The organism is Mycobacterium paraseoulense (assembly GCF_010731655.1).
GTDB classification, from domain to species: Bacteria; Actinomycetota; Actinomycetes; order Mycobacteriales; family Mycobacteriaceae; genus Mycobacterium; species Mycobacterium paraseoulense.
In genome coordinates this window covers 1,261,616-1,287,825 of record NZ_AP022619.1, presented here as the reverse complement: position 1 = coordinate 1,287,825, position 26,210 = coordinate 1,261,616, and the positions used below count along the sequence as shown (strand labels likewise).

The following is a 26,210-nucleotide window of genomic DNA, read 5'->3' as shown; positions in this document are numbered from 1 at the left end:
CTTCTGCCGGTGCGGTACTTCTACGACACCGAATTCATCGAGGACGGCCGCACCATCGAGTTGATCTCCATCGGTGTGGTGGCCGAGGACGGCCGCGAGTATTACGCGGTGTCCACGGAATTCGATCCCGAGCGCGCCGGCGGCTGGGTGCGTGCCAACGTGCTGCCCAAGCTGCCGCCCCCGGCGTCGCAGCTGTGGCGCTCGCGCCGGCAGATCCGGGAGGAACTCGAGGATTTTTTCGGCGTCCGGGGCACCGACCCCATCGAACTGTGGGCGTGGATCGGCGCCTACGACCACGTGGCCTTGTGCCAACTGTGGGGCACCATGCCCGAGTTGCCGCGGGCGCTACCCCGCTTCACCCGGGACCTGCGGCAGCTGTGGGAGGACCGGGGGTGCCCGCCGATGCCGCCGCGCTCGCGCGACGCCCACGACGCGCTGGTCGACGCCCGCGACCAGCTGCGGCGGTTCCGGCTGATCACTGCGGACGACGGGAACGGGCCGGGCCGCGATCCGAGCGGGGGAGCGTCGGCCTGAGGCCGCCCGCACGACGTTCGCGCTGATCAGTCACCGTCGCGCCCCGGTTACCATGGACCGATGAACTGGACCGTCGACATCCCGATCGACCAGCTGCCGTCGCTGCCCCCGCTGCCGAGCGACCTGCGGGCGCGCCTCGACGCCGCGCTGGCCAAGCCGGCCGCCCAGCAGCCCAGCTGGCCGGCCGAACAGGCAGCCGCGATGCGCACGGTCCTCGAGAGCGTGCCCCCGGTGACCGTGCCCTCGGAGATCGTCCGCCTGCAGGAGCAGCTGGCGCAGGTCGCCAAGGGTGAGGCGTTCCTGCTGCAGGGCGGCGACTGCGCGGAGACGTTCACCGACAACACCGAACCCCACATCCGGGGCAACATCCGCGCCCTGCTGCAGATGGCCGTGGTGCTGACCTACGGCGCCAGCATGCCGGTGGTCAAGGTGGCCCGCATCGCGGGCCAGTACGCCAAGCCGCGCTCGGCCGACATCGACGCGCTGGGGTTGCGGTCCTACCGCGGAGACATGATCAACGGCTTCGCCCCCGACGCGGCCGCGCGGGAGCACGACCCGTCGCGCCTGGTCCGCGCCTACGCCAACGCCAGCGCGGCGATGAACCTGGTGCGGGCGCTGACATCCTCCGGCCTGGCGTCGCTGCACCTGGTCCACGACTGGAACCGCGAATTCGTCCGGACGTCGCCGGCCGGTGCCCGCTACGAGGCGCTGGCCACCGAAATCGACCGCGGCCTGCGCTTCATGAGCGCCTGCGGCGTGGCCGACCGCAACCTGCAGACCGCCGAGATCTACGCCAGCCATGAGGCTTTGGTGCTCGATTACGAGCGGGCCATGCTGCGGCTCTCGGAGAGCGACGACGGCGAGCCGCAGCTGTTCGACCTGTCGGCGCACACCGTCTGGATCGGTGAGCGGACCCGCCAGCTCGACGGCGCCCACATCGCGTTTGCGGAGGTGATCGCCAACCCGATCGGCGTGAAGATCGGCCCGACGATGACCCCGGAGCTGGCCGTCGAATACGTGGAACGGCTTGACCCGCACAACAAGCCCGGGCGGTTGACGTTGGTGAGCCGGATGGGCAACCACAAGGTGCGCGATCTGCTGCCGCCCATCGTCGAGAAGGTGCAGGCCACCGGTCACCAGGTGATCTGGCAGTGCGACCCCATGCACGGCAACACCCACGAGTCGTCCAATGGGTACAAGACCCGGCACTTCGACCGCGTGGTCGACGAGGTGCAAGGATTCTTCGAGGTGCACCGCGCGCTGGGCACCCACCCGGGTGGCATCCACGTCGAGATCACCGGCGAGAACGTCACGGAGTGCCTCGGTGGGGCGCAAGACATTTCGGACCTGGACCTGGCCGGCCGCTACGAGACGGCGTGCGACCCGCGGCTGAACACCCAGCAGTCGCTGGAGTTGGCGTTCCTGGTCGCCGAGATGCTGCGCGACTGAGTCGATGGCGTGCTCGCGGGCGAAGGCCTAGAGCAGTCCGTTCAGGTTGCTCCCGATCGTCCACGCCGCGGTGGCCACCAGGCCGGTGAGCGCCAGCACCAGCGCCACCCAGACCAGCACCATGCGCCGGCCATGCTGCCGGGCGAACGCGAATTCGCTGATCGGGATGCCCGCGAATTCCCCTGTGACAGGCCGATATTCGTATTCCTCGGGTTCGTCGTCGGACGGCGGTAGGCGCGGTGGCCCCGACCAGTCCTCGGGGCCGCGGGTCAACTGCCGGGTGGGCTGACGAACCGGTGCGGCCGCGGGCGGTGCGGGCGGTTGCGCGCCGAGGGGCCGTTGGCTCGCGCGGCTGTGCTGCACGGCCGCCGAGCGGTGTAGCGCGGAGTTGCGCGGCGCCGGGACCCGAAAGCCCGGCAGCGCAAGTTCTTCGGCGATCGCGTCGAGTTCGGCGCCCATCTCGATCGCGTCGGCGTAGCGGTTCGCGGGGTCGCGTGCGGTCGCGCGCTGCACGAACTCGTCGAACTGCGGGGGGACACCGTCGATCGCGGCGCCGGGCGCCGGCACGTCGGTGTCCAGCCGTTGGTAGGCGATCGACAACGGCGAGTCACCGGTGAAGGGGGTGCGCCCGGTGAGCAACTCGTAGGTGAGGATCCCGGCGGAATACACGTCGCCGCGGGGACTGGCGTCGCCGTGGCGCACCTGCTCGGGCGACAGGTAGGCCGCCGTGCCCAAAATGACGCTGGTGGAGGTGATTCCGGCGGCGGCGACGGCGCGGACCAACCCGAAGTCGGCGATCTTGACGTCGCCGTCGTCGGAGATCAGCACGTTCTCGGGCTTGACGTCGCGATGGACCAGACCGGCCCGGTGCGCCGCGGCCAGCCCGCCCAGCACCGGGCGCAGCACCGCGGCCACGGCATACGGCGGCATCGGCCCACGCTCGGCCAGCAGCTCGCGCAGCGTGCCGCCCTCGATGAGCTCCATGACCAGAAACGGGTGCCGGGCGTCCAAGCCCTGGTCGTAGACGGCGACCAGGCCCGGGTCCTTGAGCCGGGCGACCGTCCGGGCCTCCCGCTGGAACCGGGTCAGGAACTGGTCGTCGCCGGCGTAGCGGGTATCCATCACCTTCACCGCGACGGGGCGGTCGAGCCGGGTGTCGAGGCCGCGATACACCGTCGACGTGCCCCCGCTGGCGATCTTGGACTGCACCAGGTAGCGGCCATCCAGCAACGCGCCGTCCAAGGCGTCTGCCGTCGCGGCTTCACCCGGGCGGCGATGCGGGCCGGGACGGCCCGGGAGGGACCCGGGCAATTCAGCTTCGGCCACCGGGCCATCGTAGGTGCGACCCCGTGATTGGGCGGAAAACCCGGGTTCAATCCGCGTGCCAAGGCCTACACTTGCGCCGTGAGCAGTATTCCTGCCGGCGACGATGTTTTGGATCCTGACGAGCCAACCTACGACCTGCCGCGGGTCGCCGAACTGCTCAGGATCTCGGTCAGCAAGGTACAGCAGCAACTCCGCGAGGGTCACCTGGTCGCGGTGAAACGCAACGGCGGCGTGGTGGTGCCGCAGGTGTTCTTCACCAAGTCCGGCGAGGTGGTCAAGAGCCTGCCGGGACTGTTGACGATCCTGCACGACGGCGGCTATCACGACACCGAGATCGTGCGGTGGTTGTTCACCCCCGACCCGTCGCTGACGATCACCCATGACGGCAGCCGGGATGTGGTCAGCAACGCCCGTCCCGTCGACGCCCTGCACGCGCACCAGGCCCGCGAGGTCGTGCGCCGGGCGCAGGCCATGGCCTACTGAGCGCAGACTTCCCCGGTTGTGCCGGCCCGCCGGTCGGGGGCACGGCAGAGGCTGTACCACGCCATCAGCGCGCAGGCGGTGGCCAGCGAGACGTGCAGCCATGAGTACATCCCGTGCGAGCCATCGGGTTTGAAGATGACCATCACCCACGTCGACAGGCCCGCGATGACGGCGATCGCCCGTCGTGACTGCGCCAGCGGGGCCGCCACCGCCAGCGGCCAGGAGTAGTACCACGGCAGGGCCGCGGGCACGAACAGCACCACGACCAGCATCGAGAACGCGATGCCGGTCAGCGCGGCCCGGTCATCGCGCCGGAACCGCCACCACAGCAGCGGCAGCGACACCGCGATGATCGCGATCCCGACGAACCGGGTGATCCGCAGCAGGGGGTAGAAGTGCACCGCGAAGACCCCGCTGAAGACCGCGTGGATGAGGTTGGCGGCCGCGGTCGGCACCGTCAGCCAGTTGATGATCTTCACCGACCCGGCCAGGGCCGTCAGCCAACCCAGGCCCACGTGGGCCGCGGCCGACAGGATGCCGAACACCACGGCGAAGATCAGCAGCGACATCGCCGTGGCCGCCACGAACGCCCAGGCCTGCCGGTAGCCGCGGCGGTCGCGCAAATGGCGCGTCCACACCCACACCATGAACGGCAGGGCGATTCCGGCGGTGGCCTTGACCGCGATCGCCACGGTGATCAGCGAAGTACCCGAAGCGTGGCGGCCGGCGAAACTCAGCGCGATACCGGCGGCCATCAGTCCCACCATGAGCATCTCGTTGTGCACCCCACCCATCAGATGGATGAGCACCAGCGGATTGAGAACACAGATCCATAGCGCCGTCGGGCCGTCGGTGCCCAGGTGGCGGGTCAAGCGTGGGGTGGCCCAGATCAGCAGCGCGAGCCCCGGCAGCATGCACAGCCGCAGCAGCGCCGTCCCGGCCACCACGTTGTTGCCGACGGCCATGGTGACGAACTTGGCCACCAAGATGAACGCCGGGCCGTAGGGGGCGGTGGTGATCGTCCAGATGGGACTCACATTGTCCAGCAGGATGTTCGGGTTGGCGACCGGCCCGACCGCGTAGGGGTCAAGGCCGTCGCGCAGCAGCGCGCCCTGGGCCAGATACGAATAGGTGTCCCGGCTGAACACGGGAACCGACAGCAGCAACGGCGCCAGCCAGAAGCCGGTGGTGGCCTTCATCATGAACTCGGTCATCTCGCCGGCCAGCACGCGCCGGCCCAGCCCCACCCAGGCGATCAGCATGAGGCCCACGCCCGCCCACAACACGATGGACGACAACACCAGGCCGTGGCCAAAACGCAGCCACGACATGTGGATCGACTCCAGCAGCGGGTCGTGCTGCCGGATGCTGCCCGCGCCCAGGCCGCCCACAGCGATCAATAGCGAACCGAGCATGCCGAGCTTCGCCGGCCGGGACTGCTCGGCGGTGGCGAACGCGCGCAGCCGCGAAAACCCCTCGCCGACAGGCGGTTCCGTCGCGGGGGTGTGCGACGGTGGGATGTGCGTGGGACTCGTCATCGGCTCAGGCGGACCGGTCGGTGGCCATCCTGGCCAGCTCGGACAGCCCCTCCTTGGCGGCCGCGTCGATCGGCGCGGACGCCAGCGCGGCCAGCGCCCGCTGGGTCAGCTCGGCGATGCGTCGCTCCGCTGCGGCCAGGGCGCCCACCGACTCGATGACGCCGCGCAGCCGGTCCACCTCGGCGTCGGTCAGCTGCGCCCCGATCGAATCACGTATCAGCTTGGCGGCCAACGGGTCCGACTTATCCGCCAGTTCCACCGCCTCGGCCAGCAGCACGGTGCGCTTGCCCGAGCGCAGATCGTCCCCCGACGGCTTGCCGGTCACCGCCGGATCCCCGAACACGCCCAGCACGTCGTCGCGGAGCTGAAACGCCACCCCGAGGTCCACCCCGAACCGGCCGAAGACGTCGTGCACGTCGGGACGGTCGGCGGCGGCGGCCGCCCCCAATTGCAGCGGTCGCGACACGGTGTAACAGGCGGTCTTGTAGGTGTCGACGTTCATCGCGGACGCGATCGACTCGGCGGCGCTGGCTTCGGCGACGATGTCCAGGTATTGACCGCCCAGCACTTCGGTGCGGATTTCGGCCCACACCCGCTGGACCCGCCGCGCGGCGTCGGGGGACAGGTCGGCGCGGAAGACGATGTCGTCGGCCCAGGACAGCGCGAGGTCACCGAGCAGGATCGCGGCCGACATGCCGAACCGCTCCGCCGAGCCGCGCCATTGCCGGTTGCGGTGCAACTCGGCGAACTGGACATGAGCGGTCGGCCGGCCTCGGCGGGTGGAGGAGTCGTCGATCACGTCGTCATGCACCAGCGCGCAGGCATGTAGCAGCTCGAGCGCGGAAAACAGCAGCAGCGCTTCGGAAGTGGGCTCCCCGGTGGCAACGGCGCGCCAGCCCCAGTAGGCGAAGGCCGGCCGCAGCCGCTTGCCGCCGTTGAGCACGAATTCCTCGAGGGCTGCGACCAGCACCTGGTAGTCGCCGCCGATGTAGGCGGTGTCGGCACGCCGGTCGTGCAGATACCGCCGAAGTCGATCGGTGATCGCGCCGGTCAACTCGACGGTTGCCGCTGCCGCTGGGGCTTTCGGGCTCAGCGCGGCGCCCCTTTCTCCCTCGACGTGGCTCGATGTGTGGCGGGCCCGACCAGTGTATTCGGCGCGGTACCGGAGATCTTGCCCACATCGCGCGGGCGGGACACCGCGTTTGCTTCGACTGCCTCACTATTCCCCCGTAAGTGGGCGGTACCCCCACGCCTATGCTGGCGGGGGTGTCGGGGCCGTCCGCCGCTGTGCGGCCGGGAGACGCCCCAAAGCCACTAGTCGTCGGATGGAGAGAGGCCGCGTGACACTGAACACCATTGCGCTCGAGCTGGTGCCGCCCAACGCCGACGAAGGCCGGGAGCGGGCGCTCGAGGACGCGCGAAAGGTGGTGCAGTACTCGGCGGAATTCGGTCTGGCCGGCCGGCTTCGGCACGTGATGATCCCCGGGATCATCGCCGAGGACGACGACCGTCCCATCGCGATGAAACCCAAGCTGGACGTGCTCGACTTCTGGTCGATCGTCAAGCCCGAGCTGGCGGGGCTGCATGGCCTGTGCACCCAGGTCACCGCCTTCTCCGACGAGCCGACGCTGCGCAAGCGGCTCACCGATCTGCTCGGCGCCGGGATGGAGGGCGTGGTCTTCGTCGGCGTCCCGCGCACCATGAACGACGGCGAGGGATCCGGCGTCGCTCCGACGGACGCCCTGTCGATCTATCGCGACTTGGTGCCCAACCGCGGCGTGATCCTGATCCCGACCCGCGACGGGGAGCAGGGCCGGTTCGAGTTCAAGTGCGACCAGGGCGCGACCTACGGCATGACCCAGCTGTTGTATTCCGACGCGATCGTGGGATTCCTGCGCGAGTTCGCCGAAAACACCGATCACCGGCCGGAGATACTGCTGTCGTTCGGTTTCGTCCCGAAGATGGAGAGCCGGGTCGGCCTGATCAACTGGCTGATTCAGGACCCGGGTAACGCGGCGGTGGCCGACGAGCAGGAGTTCGTCAGGCAACTGGCCGGCAGCGAACCGCCCCGGAAGCGCCGGCTCATGGTCGACCTCTACAAACGCGTGATCGACGGGGTGGCCGGGCTGGGCTTTCCGCTGAGCATCCACCTCGAGGCGACCTACGGGGTGTCGGCGCCCGCCTTCCAGACGTTCGGCGAGATGCTGGCGTACTGGTCACCCGCCGGGCAGGGTTAGCCCGGAGGCTGGTCGCGGGGTGTGGTGACCCGCGGCGAGCGGTCGCGGTTCATCCAGGCCAGCAGCGCGACCACGCCGGCGGCCGCAAACGACGCGATGCCCAGCCATACGCCCGCCCCGGTGAACGAGCGGGTGTTCGGGTCGGTGTAGCGGGCCTGGGCGGTCATGGTGCTGACCACGCCCGGCTTGAGCTTCCAGGAGACCACCGTGGACTCGACCCGGTCGCCGTTGGTGGAGGTCACCACGCCCGGGAAGGCGACGGTCAGCTCGACGTCGGCTTCGGAGTCGGTCAGCGAGGTCAGGTCCGCGCGACCCTCCAGGATCACCAGGTTGCCGTTACGGCGCAGCGACAGGCTCACGCCCTGCGCGTCGGAATTCATGTTGGCCAGCTGCGGCAGCTCGGCGAAGGTCAGATCGGAGAACACCGCTTGGGATCCCACGTAGCCGTCGCTGTCGTAATTCGACACCGCCACCTTCTGGCTGAACGGCAAGTTGTTGCTGTCGAGCTGGGGGCCGGTGTCCTTGGGAGTCTTGGGTTTAGCGGCGGCGACGATCTCGCCGGACACCAGGTCGTCGGGCGAAATGGTCAACGATGCCCTGACCCGCAGGCACCCGGTGGCCAGCGGCACCAGCATGAGCAGCATCGCGATGGCCACCAACCGGCGCCGCCGCGCGGTGAATCCTCGGCTTCGGGACGGGGCATGGCTGGCGCGCACCAGGTCATCGTGCCAGATGCCGACGCTCACAGCGGCAGCTTGCGCCCCAGGATCGCGAATGCCCGTGGGTCGCCTGCGAAGTGGTAGCGGCGGATGACGTCGGTGAACCCCAGGCGCCGGTACAACCGCCAGGCCCGGTTGGGCTCGCCGGTGGTCTCCGGCGTGGACAGCAGGACATTCTCTTCGGCCCGGCCTTCGAGAAGCCGCCGGGCCAGCGCCTCGCCGAGACCACGACCCTGCGCCCGCGGATGAATGTGCAGCTCGGTCAGCTCGAAATAACTGTTCATCAGGCCCGCGATCTCCTGGGGCGGTAGACCGCCGCGTTGCAAGCCGAGGATGACCTGCTGTTGCCACCACTGCCCGGGCGCCCCCGGGTAGCCGTAGGCCACGCCGAGCAAGGGCGCGTTGCTCAGTTCGGCGGGCGGCGGGTTCGCCGCGTCCGCGCCCTCGCCCAGCTCGGCATCCACGACGCCCACCCCTCGCCAGCCGCGCCGGCGGATGTGCTCGAGCCACATCCCGGCACGCTGATTTTCGGTGCCCCGGGGGTAGCGCATCGCGTCGACGTACACCTTGAGGGCGTCACCGAGACGACGCTCCATGTCGGTGGGCGGCAGATCGATGAGGAAGATCGCCAACTCGCGGTGTCCTCCTCGTCCGTGCCCGGGTTCGCTGTGCTCCGGGGTTTCGCGCGGCCCCAGCCCTCACCGCCATTATCGGACCCGGGGGAGGTGCGTTGACGAGCGGTCGCGGCAACGAACCCACGGGCCACCCCTGGCGCAAGCCGGTTGTAGCGCACGGCCGTTGCGGCTCGGCTGAGGGCGCGGCCGCGGCCGGGATAGAATCGCCACGGAACCAGTGGTATGGCGCAGAATGACCTCGTATCATTCAATTAGTTGCCCGGCAACGGGCATCCGCGTGCTATCGATAGTTACGCGCCAGACTGTCGGCAAGGAGGGACGAATGCCACTCTCCGATCATGAGCAGCGGATGCTCGATCAGATCGAGAGCGCTCTCTACGCCGAAGATCCCAAATTCGCGTCGAGCGTCCGCGGCGGAGGGTTCCGTGCACCCACCGCGCGCCGCCGCCTGCAGGGCGCGGCGCTGTTCGTCATCGGACTGGCAATGTTGGTTTCCGGTGTGGCCTTCAAAGCGACCATGATCGGAAACTTCCCGATTCTCAGCGTCTTCGGATTCATCGTGATGTTCGGCGGCGTGGTGTTCGCCATCACGGGCCCCCGGTTGTCCGGCCGGCCCGACCAAGCAGGATCGGCGCCCGGGTCGGTGCGCCAGCGCCGCGCCAAGGGCGGATCGTTCACCAGTCGTATGGAAGACCGGTTTCGCCGCCGCTTCGACGACTAGCGGCATCTCCAACCCATCGGGGTAGCCATCGGCTACCCCGTTTTCATGCCCGGTCGTCTACCGGCCACGCCCGGCGGCCGGCGCGATCATCACAGACACACCCCGGCTGCGAGGCGATCGCCGGGCCGTCGATGCCGTTTTGACGCCGGATCGAGCCCGAACCGAGCTTCGAGGCAGGACTTGAGCCCCACCGGGCCCCACTGTGGCCCCCCACTTCACCCCACACGCCCGTCCGCAGCCCTGTGAAGTGCGGTTTTCCCCCGATCATCGGGGGGTCCCGCGTGAGCACCGAACGCCCTGTCCCGGAGTGTGGGCGCCCGTAGGTGGCAGATAACCCGGAAAACGACGCCACGACACTCCACGAATGGGGCGAAGTGGGGGATTGTGGGGTATGGTGGCTGCAGTGTTTGGGTGACCCCGAGCGGGAGGTGAGCTGGTGTTTCTCGGCACCTACACGCCCAAACTCGACGACAAGGGGCGGCTGACATTGCCCGCCAAGTTCCGCGACGCACTGGCAGGGGGGTTGATGGTCACCAAGAGTCAAGACCACAGCCTCGCCGTCTACCCGCGGGGGGAATTCGAGCAGCTCGCGCGCCGGGCGAGCAAGGCCTCCCGCAGCAACCCCGACGCCCGCGCGTTCCTGCGCAACCTCGCGGCCGGCACCGACGAGCAGCATCCCGACGCGCAGGGACGCATCACGTTGTCGGCCGACCACCGCCGCTACGCCAACCTCTCCAAGGATTGCGTGGTGATCGGGGCGGTCGACTACCTGGAGATCTGGGATGCACAGGCATGGCAGGACTACCAGCAGACCCACGAAGAGAACTTCTCCGCGGCAAGCGATGAAGCACTCGGCGACATCATCTGAGGCGCATGCCCGTGCAACGTGGCCTCTGCCCGAACCGACCCTGGCGTACTTCCCCAACGCCAGGTTCGTGCCTTCGGACAGGGACCTCGATGCAAGGGCGCCGGCCCGCCGGGCCGCCGAGGGGTCAGGGGCATTCAGCCCGACCCGGGGAGGTGTTGGGGTGGTTGACGATTCACCGGACTTCGGGCATGTGCCCGTCCTGCTGGACCGCTGTGTCGAGCTGCTCACCCCGGCGCTGACCCGCGACCACGCCGACGGTGCGGGCGCGGTGCTCCTCGACGCCACCCTGGGCGCCGGCGGGCATGCCGAACGGTTCCTGACCGACCTGCCGGGGTTGCGGCTGATCGGACTCGACCGCGATCCCAGCGGACTGGAAATCGCCCGGGCCCGGCTGGCGCCATTCGCCGATCGGGTCACCCTGGTGCGCACCCGCTACGACGGCATCGCCGCGGCGCTGGCCGAATCCGGTTACGGCGCAGCCGGATCGGTCGACGGGATGCTGTTCGACCTCGGAGTGTCATCGATGCAGCTCGACCGCGCCGAGCGGGGCTTCGCCTACGCCCAGGACGCGCCGCTGGACATGCGGATGGATCCCGAGTCGCCCTTGACGGCGGCCGACATCGTCAACACCTACGACGAGGCGGCGCTGGCCGACATCCTGCACCGCTACGGCGAAGAACGGTTCGCGCGCCGCATCGCGGCACAGATCGTGCGCCAGCGCGCCCGCACCCCCTTCACGTCGACCGGGGAATTGGTGGCCCTGCTGTACCGGGCGATTCCGGCCCCCGCCCGGCGCACCGGCGGGCATCCGGCCAAGCGGACCTTCCAGGCCCTGCGGATCGCCGTCAACGACGAACTGGACTCGTTGCGCGGCGCGATCCCGGCCGGGCTGGACGCGCTCGCCGTCGGTGGACGGATGGTGGTGTTGGCCTATCAATCGCTGGAAGACCGGATCGTCAAACGGTTGTTCGCCGATGCGGTCGCCTCGCGCACGCCGGTTGACCTGCCCGTCGAACTCCCCGGCCACGAGCCGCGATTCCGGTCGCTGACCCACGGCGCCGAACGTGCGGACGCCGCCGAGGTGGAACGCAATCCCCGCAGCGCAGCGGTGCGACTACGAGCCGTGCAACGGGTCCAGCAGGCAACCGGAAAGGGCGACGCATGAAAGCAAAGCGGGAGACGCCGAATCGCCGTGGCGGGCGTGACGGTTCCGCCCGGCGGGGCGTGCGCTCGGCCACCGATCCCGGCCCCGTGCGACGGACCCGGCCCGGGCGGGCCTCGGCGCCCACCCGCGAGAGCCGCGCGCCCAAGTCCGGACCGCAGACCAGTCCCGTCGCCCGGCCGGTCGAGCGGCCGGCGCGGCCCAAGAGCACCAGTCAGGCCAAGGCCCGAGCCAAGGCGCGGAAAGCTAAGGCGCCCAAGGTCATTCGCCCTCGCCTGACTGAGCGTTTGGCGGCCCGGCTGGCTGCGATCGATTTGCGGCCCCGCACATTGGCGAGCAAGGTCCCCTTCGTCGTGCTGGTCATCGGCGCGCTCGGCGTCGGGCTGGGCCTGACGCTGTGGTTGTCCACCGACTCCGCCGAGCGCTCGTACAAGTTGAGCCACGCGCGGGAGAAGACCCGGCTGCTGCAACAGCAGAAGGAGGCGCTGGAACGCGATGTGCGCGAGGCGGAATCCGCACCGGCGCTGGCCGAGGCGGCCCGCAAGCAGGGCATGATCCCGACGCGCGACACCGCGCACCTGGTCCAGGACCCGTCGGGCAACTGGGTGGTGGTCGGCACACCCAAGCCGGCCGACGGGGTGCCGCCCCCACCGCTGAACAGCAAGCTCCCCGAACAGGGTCCGCCGCAGCCCGTGGCGCCGCCGGCGCCTCCCGCGGAGGTCCCGGTGCGGGTGCAACCCAACCCCGCGGGGCCGCCACCGGCCCGCTCAGGACCCGAGGCGCTGTTGCGCGCACCGGACGGATCGTCGACGCTGGGCGGCCAGCACCTGGCACAGGCCGGGCCCCAGCTGCCGGGCATGCCGGGCTCGCCGGCCATCGGGCAGGCACCGGGTGCGCTGCCCGCGCCGGGTGCGCCGGTACCGGGGCTGCCCGCTCCGGCGCCGGGACCCGCGCTCGCCCCGGTGCCCGCCGAGGTGCCGATCCCGCTGGGCGGCTTGCCCATTCCGCCGCCCGGCCAGGTGCCCGCGCCGTTACCCGCGGAGGTGCCGGTTCCGGTGCAGCGCGCGCCCGCGGTTCCCCAAGGGATCGTCCCCGCCGCCCCCGTGCTCGTGCCGCAGCCCGCCGCCCCGGCGCTCGTGCCGCCCGCGGCCCCGGCCCCCGTCGTGACACCGGGTGCGTCCCGGTGAGCCGCGGCGACTCGAAGCGCACCCGCCGGTCGCAGCCGACGCGCGGCCCCGGTAAGGCGCAGGACGCCAAGGGGCTTCGCCAGCCCAAGCGGCGCGCGAAGCAACAGCAAGCCCAAGATGTCCGGGAGCCGAAGAGGTTCCGCAAATCCAAGCAGCCCAAGGATGCCGGGAAAGCCAGGCCGGCCGACCAGCCGGACGCGGTGGCGACCGGGCACTCGGCGCGGGAGCGGCGCACCCGGCAACTCGTGCAGGCCGGCGGCCGCGGCGCGTCGTTCGTCTTCCGGCATCGAGCCGGCAACGCGGCCATCGGGGTCTTGATCGTGGTGGCGGCGGCCCAGTTGTTCGTCCTGCAGGTCACCGAAGCCCCCTCGCTGCGCGCCCAGGCCGCGAGCCAGCTCAAGGTCACCGACGTCGAGAAGGCCGTCCGCGGCAGCATCGTCGACCGCAACAAGGATCAGCTGGCGTTCACCACCGAGTCGCGGGCGCTGACGTTCCAGCCCAAGAGGATTCGCAAGCAACTGGAAGAGGCCAAGAACAAGAACTCGGTGGCCCCCGATCCCCAGCAGCGGCTGCGAGACATCGCCCAGGAGGTCGCCACCCGGCTGGGCAACAAACCGGATTCGGCGACCGTGTTGAAGAAGCTGCAAAGCGACGAGAACTTCGTGTATCTGGCACGCGCCGTCGACCCCGCCGTCGCCAGCGCCATCTCCGACAAGTTCCCCGAGGTCGGTTGGGAGCGGCAAGACCTCCGGCAGTACCCCGGCGGGTCGTTGGCGGCCAACATCGTCGGCGGCATCGACTGGGATGGTCACGGGCTGCTGGGATTGGAGGAGTCGCTGGACTCCGTGCTGTCCGGAACCGACGGCTCGGTCACCTACGACCGTGGGTCCGACGGTGTCGTCATCCCGGGCAGCTACCGCAACCGGCATCGGGCGGTCAACGGTTCGATGGTCCAGCTCACCCTCGACGATGACATCCAGTTCTACGTGCAGCAGCAGGTCCAGCAGGCCAAGAATCTCTCTGGCGCACACAATGTCTCGGCCGTCGTGCTGGACTCTAAGACCGGCGAAGTGCTGGCCATGGCCAATGACAACACCTTCGACCCGTCCCAGGACATCGGGCGCCAGGGCGACAAACAGCTGGGCAACCTGGCGGTGTCCTCACCGTTCGAGCCCGGCTCGGTGAACAAGGTCATCACCGCGTCCTCGGTCATCGAGTACGGCCTGTCCAACCCCGACGAGGTGCTGCAGGTGCCCGGGTCGATCCAGATGGGCGGGGTGTCCATCCACGACGCGTGGGACCACGGCGTGATGCCCTACACCACCACCGGCGTGTTCGGAAAGTCCTCCAACGTCGGCACGTTGATGCTCGCCCAACGCGTCGGTCCGGAACGCTTCTACGACATGGTGCGCAAGTTCGGGCTCGGGCAGCGCACGAACGTGGGCCTGCCCGGCGAGAGCGCGGGGCTGGTGCCGCCCATCGACCAATGGTCGGGCAGCACCTTCTCGAACCTGCCGATCGGGCAGGGCCTTTCAATGACGCTGTTGCAGATGACCGGCATGTACCAGACCATCGCCAACGACGGGGTGCGCATACCGCCGCGGATCGTCAAGGCCACCATCGCGCCGGACGGCACCCGGACCGAGGAGCCGCGTCCCGACGGGGTGCGAGTGGTTTCCCCGCAGACGGCCCAGACCGTGCGAAACATGCTGCGCGCCGTCGTGCAACGCGACCCCATGGGTTACCAGCAGGGCACCGGGCCCGCCGCCGCGGTGACGGGTTACCAGATGGCCGGCAAGACGGGCACCGCGCAGCAGATCAACCCGGCCTGCGGCTGCTACTTCGACAACGTCTACTGGATCACCTTCGCCGGGATGGCCACCGTGGACAACCCGCGTTACGTCATCGGCATCATGATGGACAACCCGGAGCGCAACGCGGACGGTACGCCGGGCCACTCGGCGGCCCCGCTGTTCCACAACATCGCCGGCTGGCTCATGCAGCGCGAGAACGTGCCGCTCTCGCCGGATCCCGGCCCGCCGCTGACGCTGCAGGCCACCTAGCGGCCGGAGACCCCCGGGCCATCGCTCCTGCGGTGACGGCGTCGGGTGTGCGCCCAGGGCGGGATTCGGGCCCAAATCACGCCCGCAGCGCACACTGAAGGCCCTCAACGCACGCTCAATTGACGAGGCCACCGGGGTGGCGGGTGCCTCTCGGTAGGGTGTCATGGCCGATCATGAGGATCACGCGGCGTCTGCAGGGAGGTGTGAACGGGTGGTGCCGATGCCCACTGATTTGCGCCCCGGCGCGGGCGCGGGGACGCGCCTGCCCGCGCTGGCGGCCCAGGTCGGGGCGGTGCTCGCGGACCGGGGCACCGCGGTTCCCGACGTGGCCGTCACCGGCGTGACGCTGCGCGCCCAGGAGGTGCGGCCCGGCGACCTGTTCGCGGCGCTGACGGGCTCCTCGACGCACGGCGCCCGCTACGCGGCCGAGGCGATCGAACGCGGCGCCGTCGCGGTGCTCACCGACGCCGCCGGGGTCGCGGAGATGGGTGGCTCGGCGACGGTGCCGACGCTGGTGCACCCGGCACCCCGCACGGTGCTCGGCTCGGTGGCCGCCACGGTGTACGGCAACCCGTCGGAGCGGCTCACGGTCGTCGGGATCACCGGTACCGCCGGCAAGACCACCACGACGTATCTGGTCGAATCGGGGCTGCGGGCCGCCGGCCGGACGGCCGCGCTGATCGGCACGATCGGCATCCGCATCGACGGCGCCGACGTTCCCAGCGCGCTGACCACCCCCGAGGCGCCCGCCCTGCAGGCGATGTTCGCCGCGATGGCCGAACGCGGGGTCGACACCGTCGTGATGGAGGTGTCCAGCCACGCGCTGGCGCTCGGCCGGGTGGACGGCACCGGGTTCGCGGTGGCCGGCTTCACCAACCTGTCCCGCGACCACCTCGACTTCCACCCGACCATGGCCGACTACTTCGAGGCCAAGGCGAAGCTGTTCGACCCCGCGTCGCCGCTGCGGGCCCGCCGGGTGGTGGTCTGCATCGACGACGACGCGGGGCGGGCCATGGCCGCCCGGGCCGGTGACGCGATCACCGTCAGCGTCGCCGGCCAGCCCGCGCACTGGCGCGCCATGGACGTGCTCCCGATGGGCGCCGGCGGGCAGCAGTTCACCGCGATCGATCCCCCCGGCGTGCGCCACCGGGTCGGCATCCGGCTGCCGGGGCATTACAACGTCGCCAATTGCCTTGTCGCACTGGCGATTCTCGATGCGGTGGGAGTGTCGCCGGAGCAGGCGGCGCCCGGGCTGCTGGAAACCCGGGTGCCCGGCCGCATGGAAGAGATCGACTGCGGCCAGGATTTCCTCGCGCTGGTCGACTACGCCCACAAGCCCGAGGCGCTCCGTTCGGTGCTGGCCAACCTGCGCCGCCCCGGTCGCCGGCTTGCGGTGGTGTTCGGCGCGGGCGGTGACCGCGATGCGGGCAAGCGGCGACCGATGGGTGAGATCGCCGCGGAGCTGGCCGATTTCGTCGTCGTCACCGACGACAACCCGCGCAGCGAGGACCCCGCCGCCATTCGGCGCGAAATCCTGGCCGGGGCGCGCGGCGGCAACGCCGAGGTCGTCGAGATCGGCGACCGCCGCGCCGCGATCGATCGTGCGGTGGCCTGGGCGCGCCCCGGGGACGTCGTTCTGGTCGCGGGCAAGGGTCACGAGACCGGCCAGCGCGCCGGGGGCGAGACCCGTCCCTTCGACGACCGGGTGGAGCTCGGCGCGGCCCTGAAAGCTTTGGGGGCGCGGCCGTGATCGACTTGACCGTCGCCCAGATCGCCGACATCGTGGGCGGCACGCTGGCCGACATCTCGCCGCAGGCCGCCGCAGAGCTCCGCGTCACGGGCACAGTCGAATTCGACTCGCGCGCCGTCGGCCCCGGTGGGCTGTTCCTCGCGCTGCCCGGCGCGCACGCCGACGGGCACGACTACGCGGGCGCGGCGGCGGCGGCCGGCGCGGTCGCCGTGCTGGCCGCCCGGCCGGTGGGGGTGCCCGCCGTCGTGGTGCCCCCGCAACCGCGGGCCGGCCGCCTCGACGGTGGCCTGGCCGGGGTTCTCGAACACGATTCCGACGGCTCGGGTGCGGCGGTGCTGGCGGCGCTCGCCAAGCTGGCCAAAGCGGTGGCCGCGGAGCTGGTGGCGGGCGGACTGACCATCGTCGGGATCACCGGCTCGTCGGGGAAGACATCGACGAAAGACCTGGTGGCGGCCGTGCTCGAGCCGCTGGGCGAGGTGGTGGCCCCACCCGGGTCGTTCAACAACGAGCTGGGGCACCCGTGGACGGTGTTGCGCGCGACGCGTCACACCGAGTACCTCGTTCTCGAGATGTCGGCCCGCCACCCCGGCAACATCGCCGCGCTGGCCGACATCGCCCGGCCGGCGATCGGCGTCGTCCTCAACGTCGGCACTGCCCACCTGGGTGAGTTCGGCTCGCGGGAAGCCATCGCGCGCACCAAATCCGAACTGCCCCAATCTGTTCCGTCCTCCGGTGTGGTGATCCTCAACTTCGACGACCCGGCCGTGGCGGCGATGGCCCGCGTCACCGATGCGCGCGTGGTGCGCGTCAGCCGGTTCAGCCACACCGATTCGGGGCCCAGCGACGTCTGGGCCGACGGAGTGTCGCTCGACGAACTGGCCAGGCCCCGCTTTACCCTGCACGCGATGGACAGCCGAGGTCCCGTGGAGGTCGACGTGCAGCTGGGCGTCTACGGCGACCATCAGGTCACCAATGCGTTGTGCGCGAGCGCCGTCGCGTTGCAGTGCGGCGCCACCGTCGAGCAGGTCGCCGCGGCGCTGGCGCACGCCGGGCCGGTGTCGCGGCACCGCATGCACGTGACGACCCGCGCGGACGGGGTCACCGTGATCGACGACGCCTACAACGCCAACCCCGACTCGGTGCGGGCCGGGCTGCAGGCGCTGGCCTGGATCGCTCACGCGCCTCGACAAGGCCACAGCGCCGGCGCCGGCGAAAAGCGCAGGAGTTGGGCCGTGCTGGGCGAAATGGCCGAGCTCGGCGAGGACGCGGTGGCCGAGCACGATCGCATCGGCCGGCTGGCGGTGCGCTTAGATGTGTCTCGACTTGTCGTCGTGGGAAGTGGGAGGTCGATGAGCGCCATGCACCACGGAGCGGTCACGGAGGGCTCGTGGGGGGCCGGGGACGATCGGGGGGCCGTCAACGTGGCCGACGCCGATGCCGCCCTGGCGTTGTTGCGGGCCGAGATCCGGCCCGGCGACGTGGTCCTGGTGAAGGCCTCCAACGCCGCCGGTCTGGGTGCGCTGGCCGACGCGCTCGCCACGGAGGGTTCCGCGACCGCGAACGGGGGGACGGCCTCGTGAGGCAGATCCTCATCGCGGTGGCCGTCGCGCTCGCGGTGTCGATCCTGTTGACTCCGGCCCTGATCCGGCTGTTCACCCGGCAGGGGTTCGGACACCACACGCGCGAGGACGGCCCGCCCAGCCACCACACCAAGCGCGGCACGCCGTCGATGGGTGGGGTGGCCATCCTGGCCGGCATCTGGGCGGGTTACCTGGGGACGCACCTGGCCGGGCTGGTGTTCGACGGGGAGGGTGTTTCCGCTTCTGGTCTGCTGGTGCTGGGCCTGGCGACCGCGCTCGGGGGCGTCGGTTTCCTCGATGACCTGATCAAGATCCGCCGGTCGCGCAACCTCGGGCTGAACAAAACGGCCAAGGCCTTGGGGCAGGTCGCGGCCGCGGTGCTGTTCGGGGTGCTGGTGTTGCAGTTCCGCAATGGCAGCGGGTTGACGCCGGCCAGCTCGGACCTGTCCTACGTGCGCGAGATCGCCACCGTCGCTTTCGCTCCCGCGCTGTTCGTGTTGTTCTGCGTGGTGGTGGTCAGCGCCTGGTCCAACGCGGTCAACTTCACCGACGGGCTCGACGGGCTGGCGGCCGGGTGCATGGCGATGGTCACCGCCGCCTACGTGCTGATCACCTTCTGGCAGTACCGCAACGCGTGCGTCACCGCGCCGGGTCTGGGCTGCTACAACGTGCGCGACCCGCTGGACCTGGCGCTCGTCGCGGCCGCCACCGCGGGCGCCTGCATCGGCTTCTTGTGGTGGAATGCCGCTCCCGCAAAGATTTTCATGGGGGACACCGGGTCGTTGGCGCTGGGCGGCATCATCGCGGGCCTGTCGGTCACCAGCCGCACGGAGATCCTGGCCGTCGTGCTGGGGTCGCTGTTCGTCGCCGAGGTCACCTCGGTGGTGCTGCAGATCCTGGCGTTTCGGACCACCGGGCGCCGGGTGTTCCGGATGGCGCCCTTCCATCACCATTTCGAGCTGGCCGGCTGGGCCGAGACGACGGTCATCATCCGCTTCTGGCTGCTGACGGCCATCACCTGCGGTCTGGGCGTCGCCCTGTTCTACGGTGAATGGCTGGCCGCGATCGGTGCCTGACGTGCCCGATCTCGACCCCCTGGTGCCTGGCGCGCCCGTGCTGGTGGCCGGCGGCGGCGTCACCGGCAGGGCGGTGCTGGCGGCCCTGACCCGGTTCGGCGCGGTGCCGACCCTGTGCGACGACGACCCGGCCACGCTGCGCCGCTACGCCGAAACCGGCGTGGCGACCGTGACCACGTCGACGGCCACCCGGCGTCCCGCGGACTATGCCCTGGTGGTCACCAGCCCGGGGTTTGCGCCGGACACTCCGCTGCTGGTCGCCGCGGGGGCGGCGGGCGTGCCCGTCTGGGGCGACGTGGAGCTGGCCTGGCGGCTCGACGCCGCGGGCCGGTACGGACCGCCGCGCCGCTGGCTGGTGGTCACCGGCACCAACGGCAAGACCACCACGACGTCGATGTTGCAGGCCATGCTGATCGCCGGGGGCCGGCGCAGCCGGTTGTGCGGCAACATCGGCGATCCGGTCCTCGATGTGCTCGCGGAGCCGGCGGACCTGCTGGCCGTCGAGCTGTCCAGCTTCCAGCTGCACTGGGCGCCCTCGGTGCGGCCCGAGGCGGGCGCCGTCCTCAACATCGCCGAAGACCACCTGGATTGGCACTCCAGCATGGCCGAATACACGGCTGCGAAGGCGCGGGTGCTGCGCGGCCGGGTCGCGGTGGTCGGGCTCGACGACGCCCGGGCGGCGGCACTGCTGGGCACCGCCCCGGCGCCGGTGCGCGTCGGCTTCCGGCTCGGCGAGCCCTCGCCGGGCGAACTGGGTGTGCGCGACGGCCAACTGATCGACCGGGCCTTCGCCGCCGACCTCCCGCTGCTGCCCGTCGACTCGATCCCCGTGCCGGGACCCGTCGGCATCCTGGACGCCCTGGCCGCGGCGGCGCTGGCGCGCAGCGTCGGCGTGCCCGCCGATGCGATCGCCGACGCGGTCGCGGCCTTCCGGGTGGGTCGGCATCGGGCGGAGGTGGTCGCCATCGCCGACGGAGTCACCTACGTCGACGACTCCAAGGCCACCAATCCGCACGCCGCCGAGGCGTCCGTGCTGGCCTATCCGCGCGTGGTGTGGGTGGCCGGCGGTCTGCTCAAGGGCGCATCGGTGGACGCCGAGGTCGCCAGGATCGCCCCCCGGCTGGTCGGCGCGGTGCTCATCGGCCGGGATCGCCATGAGGTTGCAGAGGCGTTATCGCGACACGCGCCGGATGTCCCCGTCGTCCAGGTTGTGACAGGCGAGGATGCTGATATGAAAGCGACGCCTGTGGTTGTTGGTGCAGATGTGACAGAAGTGAAACATTCGGGCGGGGATCTCGGCACTTCCGTCATGACCGCGGCGGTGGCCGCGGCCCGCGACCTGGCACGGCCCGGCGACACCGTGCTGCTGGCACCGGCCGGCGCGTCGTTCGACCAGTTCACCGGGTACGCCGACCGCGGCGACGCCTTCGCCGCCGCCGTCCGCGCGGCCACTCGGTAGGCGGGCGTGGGTAATCCGCTGGCCCGGCTGCGACGCCGGGACAAAGCAACCGAGGCGACCGCCGGCACCGCCGCGGCCGAGCCGGGGGAGGCCGACGCCGACGAGGCGACCGGCCCGGTGAGCCCCGCCGGGACATCGGAGGCCAAGCCGGCCGCGAAAACCCCGGTCAAGACCGACGAGCGCAACCGGTTCGGCGCCTGGCTGAGCCGGCCCATGACCTCCTTTCACCTGATCATCGCGGTGGCCGGGCTGTTGACGACGCTCGGCCTGATCATGGTGCTCTCGGCGTCCGGCGTGCGGTCCTATGACGCCGACGGATCGGCCTGGGTCATCTTCGGCAAGCAGGTGTTGTGGACGTTGATCGGCCTGATCGCCTGTTATGCCTCCCTGCGCATGTCGGTGCGGTTCATCCGCCGCGTCGCCTTCACCGGCTACGTCGTCACCGTCATCTTGTTGGTGCTCGTGCTCGTTCCCGGCATCGGAAACCTGGCCAACGGGTCGCGGAAGTGGTTCGTCGTCGCCGGCTTTTCCATGCAGCCCTCCGAGCTGGCCAAGATCGCCTTCGCCATCTGGGGCGCGCACCTGCTGGCGGCCCGCCGGCTGGAGCGGGCCTCGCTGCGCGAGATGCTCATCCCGCTGGTACCCGCCGCGGTCATCGCGCTGGCGCTGATCGTGGCCCAGCCCGACCTCGGGCAGACCGTGTCGCTGGGCATCATCCTGCTGGCGTTGTTGTGGTACGCCGGGCTGCCACTGCGCGTCTTCGCCACCTCGCTGCTGGCGGTGTTCATGGCCGGGGCCGTCCTGGCCATGTCGGCCGGTTACCGCTCCGACCGGGTGAAGTCGTGGATGAACCCCGAGAACGACCCGATGGACACCGGTTACCAGGCGCGCCAGGCGAAGTTCGCGCTGGCCCACGGTGGCATCTTCGGCGACGGCCTGGGCCAGGGCGTGGCCAAGTGGAACTACCTGCCCAACGCCCACAACGACTTCATCTTCGCGATCATCGGCGAGGAGCTGGGCTTCGTCGGCGCCTTCGGGCTGCTCGTCCTCTTCGGGCTGTTCGCCTACACCGGGATGCGCATCGCCCGCCGGTCGGCCGACCCCTTCCTGCGGCTGCTCACCGCCACCACGACGATGTGGGTGCTGGGTCAGGCGTTCATCAACATCGGTTACGTGATCGGGATCCTGCCCGTCACCGGCATTCAGCTGCCACTCATCTCCGCGGGCGGAACATCGACGGCGGCAACGCTTTTCATGATCGGGATCATGGCCAACGCGGCCCGTCACGAGCCCGAGGCGGTGGCCGCCCTGCGCGCTGGCCGCGACGACAAGGTGAACCGGTTCCTCCGGCTGCCGCTGCCCCAGCCGTACGTGCCGACCCGGCTGGAGTCGTTCCGCGACCGCAAGCGGGCAGGCAAGCCGCCGGCCAAGGGCGCCCCTTCGCGCAGCGGCGCGCGGAAGGCCGCCCAGGCGTCGACCCGCAAGGCCGCCCGCAAGGCCGAGGAACCGCTGCGACCGGCGTTCTCCCGCACAGCCGCACGGCCGGCCCGCGCGGCGGTGCATCATGGATCTGGCCAGCGCTCCGCCAGTCGGCGAGCCGGCCAGCGTCAACCACGGCGCGCTCGCGCACTGGAAGGTCAGCGTTACGGGTGAACCACACGGTCAGCAAGCCGACCGGCGGGCGGGGGACAAGTCCCCAGCCCGCCGGTGCCGCGTTGTCGGCTTTTAAGCCGCTGTCGGTCGTCCTGGCCGGCGGCGGCACCGCCGGCCACGTCGAGCCCGCGATGGCCGTGGCCGACGCGCTCAGCGCGCTCGACCCGCAGGTGCGGATCACGGCGCTGGGCACCCACCGCGGCCTCGAGACCCGGCTGGTGCCCCAGCGGGGCTACCACCTCGAGCTGATCACGCCGGTGCCGCTGCCGCGCAAGCCCAGCGGCGACCTGGCGCGGCTGCCCCCACGGGTGTGGCGCGCGGTCCGGGAGACCCGCGCCGTGCTCGACGCGGTCGACGCCGACGTCATCATCGGTTTCGGCGGATATGTGGCGCTGCCGGCGTACCTGGCGGCCCGCGGGATCCCCCGCGGTCTCGGCCGCAGGCGCCGCGTCCCGGTGCTGATCCACGAGGCCAACGCCAGCGCCGGGCTGGCCAACCGGATCGGCGCCCGCCGCGCCGACCGGGTGCTCTCCGCGGTACCCGATTGCGGGTTGCCGCGCGCCGAGGTGGTGGGGGTGCCGGTGCGGGCGGCCATCACCTCGCTGGACCGCGCGGCCCTGCGCGCCGAGGCGCGCAGGCACTTCGGCTTCGCCGACGACGCGCGGGTGTTGCTGGTCTTCGGCGGGTCTCAGGGCGCCGTGTCGTTGAACCGGGCGGTGTCCGCGGCGGCCGCCGACCTGGCCGCCGCGGGCGTGTCGGTGCTGCACGCGCACGGCCCGAAAAACTCTCTCGAGCTGCGCGAACCCCGCCCCGGCGAGCCGCCCTACGTGGCGGTGCCCTACCTGGACCGGATGGACCTGGCCTACGCCGCCGCCGACCTGGCGATCTGCCGGTCCGGCGCCATGACCGTCGCCGAGGTCTCGGCGGTCGGCCTGCCGGCCATCTATGTGCCGCTGCCGATCGGCAACGGCGAGCAGCGGCTCAACGCGCTGCCGGTGGTCAACGCCGGGGGCGGCATGGTGGTCGCCGATGCCGCGCTGACGCCGCAGTTGGTCGCTCGCGAGGTGGCCGGGCTGCTCAACGACCCGCCGCGGTTGGCGGCGATGACGACGGCCGCCGCGCGCGTGGGGCATCCCGACGCGGCGCGCCACGTGGCACAGGCTGCTCTGGACATCGCCAGGAAGGCAGCGGAGGGAGGGCGGCGGTGACCGCCGGACAGCTGCCGCCCGAGCTGCAGCGGGTGCACATGGTGGGCATCGGGGGAGCCGGCATGTCGGGCATCGCCCGGATTCTGCTGGACCGCGGCGCGCTGGTGTCCGGGTCGGACGCCAAGGAGTCGCGCGGCGTGCACGCGTTGCGGGCCCGGGGCGCCTCGATCCGCATCGGCCACGATGCGTCGTCGCTCGACCTGTTGCCCGGCGGCCCCACCGCGGTCATCACGACCCACGCCGCCATCCCGAAGACCAACCCCGAGCTCGTCGAAGCCCGGCGGCGCGGCATCCCGGTGATCCTGCGGCCCGCGGTCCTGGCCAGGCTGATGGACGAGCGCACCACGCTGATGGTCACCGGGACCCACGGCAAGACCACGACGACGTCGATGTTGATCGTGGCGTTGCAGCACTGTGGACGCGACCCGTCCTTCGCGGTCGGCGGCGAGATGGGGGAGGCCGGCACCAACGCGCACCACGGCAGCGGTGACTGCTTCGTCGCCGAGGCCGACGAAAGCGACGGCTCGCTGCTGGAATACACGCCCGACGTCGCGGTGGTCACCAACATCGAGACCGATCACCTGGACTTCTACGGCAGCGCCGACGCCTACCTCGGGGTGTTCGACGCCTTCGTGGAGCGGCTCGCGCCCGGGGGAGCGCTGGTGGTGTGCGTCGATGATCCGGGCGCGGCCGCGCTGGCCGAACGCACCGCGGAGCTGGGGATCCGGGTGCTGCGGTACGGGTCCACGCCGGATGAAGGCAACGCCGCGACCCTGCTGTCCTGGGAGCAGCAGGGCACCGAAGCGGTCGCGCACATCCAGCTCGCCCCGGACCTGGACCCGGAACCGTATCCCCGCGCGATGCGGCTGTCGGTGCCCGGGCGGCACATGGCGCTCAACGCGCTGGGCGCGCTGCTGGCGGCGATCGAGATCGGCGCCTCGGTCGACGCGGTGCTCGACGGGCTGGCCGGATTCGAGGGGGTGCGCCGCCGGTTCGAACTGGTCGGCAACGCCGGGTCGGTGCGCGTCTTCGACGATTACGCCCACCATCCCACCGAGATCAGCGCCACGCTGGCCGCGGTCCGCACGCTCCTCGAGCAGAGTGGCGGCGGGCGCAGCCTGGTGGTCTTTCAACCCCATTTGTATTCGCGCACAAAGGAATTCGCTGCACAATTCGGCCGTGCGCTCGATGCCGCCGACGAGGTGTTCGTCCTCGACGTCTACGGCGCCCGCGAGCAACCGCTGGCCGGCGTCAGCGGCGCCAGCGTCGCCGAGCACGTCACCGCGCCGGTGCGCTACCTGCCCAACTTCTCCGCGGTCGCCGAGCAGGTGGCGGCGGCCGCCGGCCCCGGCGACGTGATCGTCACGATGGGCGCGGGTGACGTCACCCTGTTGGGGCCCGAGATCGTGACCGCGCTGCGGATCCGGGACAACCGCAGCGCACCCGGCCGGCCGGGAGTGCGGCAATGACGCGGCCCAACGACGCGACGCCGACGGACGGCCCGGAGCCGGGCAATCTGGGCGTGGTGGGCCAGCCGGCCGACGCCGGGGAGGCCGTCACCGAGCCGCTGTTCGTCGGAGGACCCGAGGCCGAAAAGCAGGCGCCCGCGGACGAATTCGAGGGGCCGCGCCGGCGGGCGCGCCGCGAACGGGCGGAACGCCGCGCCGCGCAGGCGCGCGCCACGGCCATCGAGGAAGCCCGGCGGGAGGCCAAACGCCGGGTCAGCGGGCGCGCGGTCGACGAGCCCAAACCCGTCGCGCGCGGCGTGGTTCGTGGCTTGAAGATGCTGTTGGTCACGGTGCTGCTGGTCGTCGTCGGCATCGGCCTCGCGTTGACCCTGTATTTCACCCCCGCGATGTCGGCCCGCAGCATCGTCGTGGTCGGCACGGGGGAGGTGACCCGCGAAGAGGTGCTCGACGCGGCGCGGGTGCGGCCCGGGACGCCGCTGCTGCAGATCAACACCAACCAGGTCGCCGACCGGGTGGCGGCGATCCGGCGCGTGGCCAGCGCGCGGGTGCAGCGCCAGTATCCGTCGGCGCTGCGTATCACCATCGTCGAGCGAGTTCCGGTGGCCGTGAAGGACTTTCCGGACGGTCCGCACCTGTTCGACCACGACGGCGTCGACTTCGCGACCGGGCCGCCGCCGCCGGCGCTGCCCTACCTCGACGTCGCCAATCCCGGCCCCAACGACCCGGCGACCAAGGCCGCGCTCCAGGTGCTGACGGCGCTGCGGCCCGAGGTCGCGGGCCAGGTGGCCCGGGTCGCGGCCCCCTCGGTGGCCTCGATCACGCTCACGCTGGGCGATGGCCGCGTGGTCATCTGGGGGACGACCGATCGCACCGACGAGAAGGCCGAGAAGCTGGCGGCGCTGCTGACCCAGCCCGGGCGGACCTACGACGTCTCCAGCCCCGACCTGCCCACGGTGAAGTAGCGAAGCCCGCGGCGACCCGCGTGTGACGTCGGCAACAGAAAAAATTTGCGAGCCGCGCGTCGGCGCGCCTGCGGGGTTCGCGCGCGCCGTGCCCATACCGTTCTGGTTGCGCGGAACTACTTGACATAACT

Annotated in this window: 22 protein-coding genes; 17 read left to right on the top strand and 5 right to left on the bottom strand. The window is 71.0% G+C overall.

Annotation, left to right across the window (positions count from 1 at the left end):
- Positions 1-9: 9 nt before the first annotated feature.
- Both G6N51_RS05660 and G6N51_RS05655 read left to right on the top strand, forming a co-directional pair.
- Positions 10-534, top strand: a complete 525-nt coding sequence (locus G6N51_RS05660; RefSeq protein WP_083176366.1) for a polyadenylate-specific 3'-exoribonuclease AS — start codon at positions 10-12, stop codon at positions 532-534.
- 60 nt (positions 535-594) lie between these two features.
- Positions 595-1,983, top strand: a complete 1,389-nt coding sequence (locus G6N51_RS05655) for a class II 3-deoxy-7-phosphoheptulonate synthase (RefSeq protein ID WP_083176368.1) — start codon at positions 595-597, stop codon at positions 1,981-1,983.
- Positions 1,984-2,010: 27 nt separating this feature from the next.
- Here G6N51_RS05655 and G6N51_RS05650 read toward each other — a convergent pair whose 3' ends face one another.
- Positions 2,011-3,294, bottom strand: coding sequence for a protein kinase domain-containing protein (locus tag G6N51_RS05650; protein WP_232078528.1), 1,284 nt, complete (start codon positions 3,292-3,294; stop codon positions 2,011-2,013).
- A gap of 93 nt (positions 3,295-3,387) precedes the next feature.
- On the opposite strand from G6N51_RS05650, the gene G6N51_RS05645 reads away from it, so the two are divergent.
- On the top strand, positions 3,388-3,792 hold the full coding sequence (locus G6N51_RS05645; protein WP_083176384.1) for an Rv2175c family DNA-binding protein: 405 nt from the start codon (positions 3,388-3,390) through the stop codon (positions 3,790-3,792).
- Here G6N51_RS05645 and G6N51_RS05640 read toward each other — a convergent pair.
- Both G6N51_RS05640 and idsA2 read right to left on the bottom strand, forming a co-directional pair.
- Positions 3,786-5,330 (bottom strand): alpha-(1->6)-mannopyranosyltransferase A, encoded by a 1,545-nt coding sequence (locus G6N51_RS05640; protein WP_083176372.1) that lies wholly within the window; start codon positions 5,328-5,330, stop codon positions 3,786-3,788. The genes G6N51_RS05645 and G6N51_RS05640 overlap by 7 nt on opposite strands.
- Positions 5,331-5,334: 4 nt before the next feature.
- Positions 5,335-6,384 (bottom strand): bifunctional (2E,6E)-farnesyl/geranyl diphosphate synthase, encoded by a 1,050-nt coding sequence (gene idsA2 / locus G6N51_RS05635; RefSeq protein ID WP_083176374.1) that lies wholly within the window; start codon positions 6,382-6,384, stop codon positions 5,335-5,337.
- Between the two features lie 286 nt (positions 6,385-6,670).
- Here idsA2 and G6N51_RS05630 point away from each other — a divergent pair, with 286 nt between their 5' ends.
- On the top strand, positions 6,671-7,567 hold the full coding sequence (locus tag G6N51_RS05630; RefSeq protein WP_083176376.1) for a mycobacterial-type methylenetetrahydrofolate reductase: 897 nt from the start codon (positions 6,671-6,673) through the stop codon (positions 7,565-7,567).
- Here the strand turns inward: G6N51_RS05630 and lppM are convergent.
- Both lppM and G6N51_RS05620 read right to left on the bottom strand, forming a co-directional pair.
- Complete coding sequence (gene lppM, locus G6N51_RS05625; RefSeq protein ID WP_083176386.1) at positions 7,564-8,211, bottom strand: lipoprotein LppM; 648 nt, start codon at positions 8,209-8,211, stop codon at positions 7,564-7,566. The genes G6N51_RS05630 and lppM overlap by 4 nt on opposite strands.
- Before the next feature lie 98 nt (positions 8,212-8,309).
- Complete coding sequence (locus tag G6N51_RS05620) at positions 8,310-8,918, bottom strand: GNAT family N-acetyltransferase (protein WP_083176378.1); 609 nt, start codon at positions 8,916-8,918, stop codon at positions 8,310-8,312.
- Between the two features lie 325 nt (positions 8,919-9,243).
- On the opposite strand from G6N51_RS05620, the gene G6N51_RS05615 reads away from it, so the two are divergent.
- The 13 genes from G6N51_RS05615 (at position 9,244) to G6N51_RS05555 (ending at position 26,079) form a co-directional block, all read left to right on the top strand.
- Positions 9,244-9,642, top strand: coding sequence for a DUF3040 domain-containing protein (locus G6N51_RS05615; RefSeq protein ID WP_083176380.1), 399 nt, complete (start codon positions 9,244-9,246; stop codon positions 9,640-9,642).
- 436 nt (positions 9,643-10,078) lie between these two features.
- The gene (mraZ, locus tag G6N51_RS05610) at positions 10,079-10,510 is read left to right on the top strand and encodes a division/cell wall cluster transcriptional repressor MraZ (RefSeq protein ID WP_007170790.1); all 432 of its coding nucleotides are present in this window, start codon (positions 10,079-10,081) and stop codon (positions 10,508-10,510) included.
- Positions 10,485-11,675 carry a 16S rRNA (cytosine(1402)-N(4))-methyltransferase RsmH gene (gene rsmH, locus G6N51_RS05605; RefSeq protein WP_142275271.1) on the top strand — a complete coding sequence of 397 codons (1,191 nt, stop codon included), beginning with the start codon at positions 10,485-10,487 and terminating at the stop codon, positions 11,673-11,675. Before mraZ ends, rsmH begins: the two co-directional genes overlap by 26 nt.
- Positions 11,672-12,859, top strand: a complete 1,188-nt coding sequence (locus tag G6N51_RS05600) for a hypothetical protein (RefSeq protein WP_163750655.1) — start codon at positions 11,672-11,674, stop codon at positions 12,857-12,859. Before rsmH ends, G6N51_RS05600 begins: the two co-directional genes overlap by 4 nt.
- The gene (locus G6N51_RS05595; RefSeq protein ID WP_083172751.1) at positions 12,856-14,922 is read left to right on the top strand and encodes a peptidoglycan D,D-transpeptidase FtsI family protein; all 2,067 of its coding nucleotides are present in this window, start codon (positions 12,856-12,858) and stop codon (positions 14,920-14,922) included. Before G6N51_RS05600 ends, G6N51_RS05595 begins: the two co-directional genes overlap by 4 nt.
- A 163-nt stretch (positions 14,923-15,085) precedes the next feature.
- Entirely contained in the window at positions 15,086-16,672 is a 1,587-nt protein-coding gene (locus tag G6N51_RS05590; RefSeq protein WP_083172750.1) for a UDP-N-acetylmuramoyl-L-alanyl-D-glutamate--2,6-diaminopimelate ligase, read from the top strand.
- Positions 16,669-18,252, top strand: a complete 1,584-nt coding sequence (locus G6N51_RS05585; protein ID WP_083172749.1) for a UDP-N-acetylmuramoyl-tripeptide--D-alanyl-D-alanine ligase — start codon at positions 16,669-16,671, stop codon at positions 18,250-18,252. The genes G6N51_RS05590 and G6N51_RS05585 overlap by 4 nt, the downstream gene beginning before the upstream one ends.
- The gene (gene mraY / locus G6N51_RS05580) at positions 18,249-19,328 is read left to right on the top strand and encodes a phospho-N-acetylmuramoyl-pentapeptide-transferase (RefSeq protein ID WP_083172748.1); all 1,080 of its coding nucleotides are present in this window, start codon (positions 18,249-18,251) and stop codon (positions 19,326-19,328) included. The genes G6N51_RS05585 and mraY overlap by 4 nt, the downstream gene beginning before the upstream one ends.
- A 1-nt stretch (position 19,329) precedes the next feature.
- Positions 19,330-20,787 (top strand): UDP-N-acetylmuramoyl-L-alanine--D-glutamate ligase, encoded by a 1,458-nt coding sequence (murD, locus tag G6N51_RS05575; RefSeq protein WP_372510266.1) that lies wholly within the window; start codon positions 19,330-19,332, stop codon positions 20,785-20,787.
- Positions 20,788-20,793: 6 nt separating this feature from the next.
- Positions 20,794-22,440, top strand: coding sequence for a putative lipid II flippase FtsW (gene ftsW, locus G6N51_RS05570; protein WP_083172747.1), 1,647 nt, complete (start codon positions 20,794-20,796; stop codon positions 22,438-22,440).
- Positions 22,437-23,648, top strand: a complete 1,212-nt coding sequence (gene murG / locus G6N51_RS05565) for an undecaprenyldiphospho-muramoylpentapeptide beta-N-acetylglucosaminyltransferase (protein WP_083172746.1) — start codon at positions 22,437-22,439, stop codon at positions 23,646-23,648. Before ftsW ends, murG begins: the two co-directional genes overlap by 4 nt.
- On the top strand, positions 23,645-25,117 hold the full coding sequence (gene murC / locus G6N51_RS05560; protein WP_083172745.1) for a UDP-N-acetylmuramate--L-alanine ligase: 1,473 nt from the start codon (positions 23,645-23,647) through the stop codon (positions 25,115-25,117). Before murG ends, murC begins: the two co-directional genes overlap by 4 nt.
- Positions 25,114-26,079, top strand: coding sequence for a cell division protein FtsQ/DivIB (locus G6N51_RS05555; RefSeq protein WP_083172744.1), 966 nt, complete (start codon positions 25,114-25,116; stop codon positions 26,077-26,079). The genes murC and G6N51_RS05555 overlap by 4 nt, the downstream gene beginning before the upstream one ends.
- Positions 26,080-26,210 lie beyond the last annotated feature (131 nt).

Bases quoted from the DNA above. Each gene is read 5' to 3' on its own strand.
- G6N51_RS05655 (WP_083176368.1), top strand. From the start codon at position 595: ATGAACTGGACCGTCGACATCCCGATCGACCAGCTGCCGTCGCTGCCC.
- G6N51_RS05615 (WP_083176380.1), top strand. From the start codon at position 9,244: ATGCCACTCTCCGATCATGAGCAGCGGATGCTCGATCAGATCGAGAGC.
- G6N51_RS05555 (WP_083172744.1), top strand. From the start codon at position 25,114: ATGACGCGGCCCAACGACGCGACGCCGACGGACGGCCCGGAGCCGGGC.
- G6N51_RS05640 (WP_083176372.1), bottom strand. From the start codon at position 5,330: ATGACGAGTCCCACGCACATCCCACCGTCGCACACCCCCGCGACGGAA.
- G6N51_RS05590 (WP_083172750.1), top strand. From the start codon at position 15,086: ATGGCCGATCATGAGGATCACGCGGCGTCTGCAGGGAGGTGTGAACGG.
- lppM (WP_083176386.1), bottom strand. From the start codon at position 8,211: ATGCTGCTCATGCTGGTGCCGCTGGCCACCGGGTGCCTGCGGGTCAGG.
- G6N51_RS05600 (WP_163750655.1), top strand. From the start codon at position 11,672: ATGAAAGCAAAGCGGGAGACGCCGAATCGCCGTGGCGGGCGTGACGGT.
- rsmH (WP_142275271.1), top strand. From the start codon at position 10,485: ATGAAGCACTCGGCGACATCATCTGAGGCGCATGCCCGTGCAACGTGG.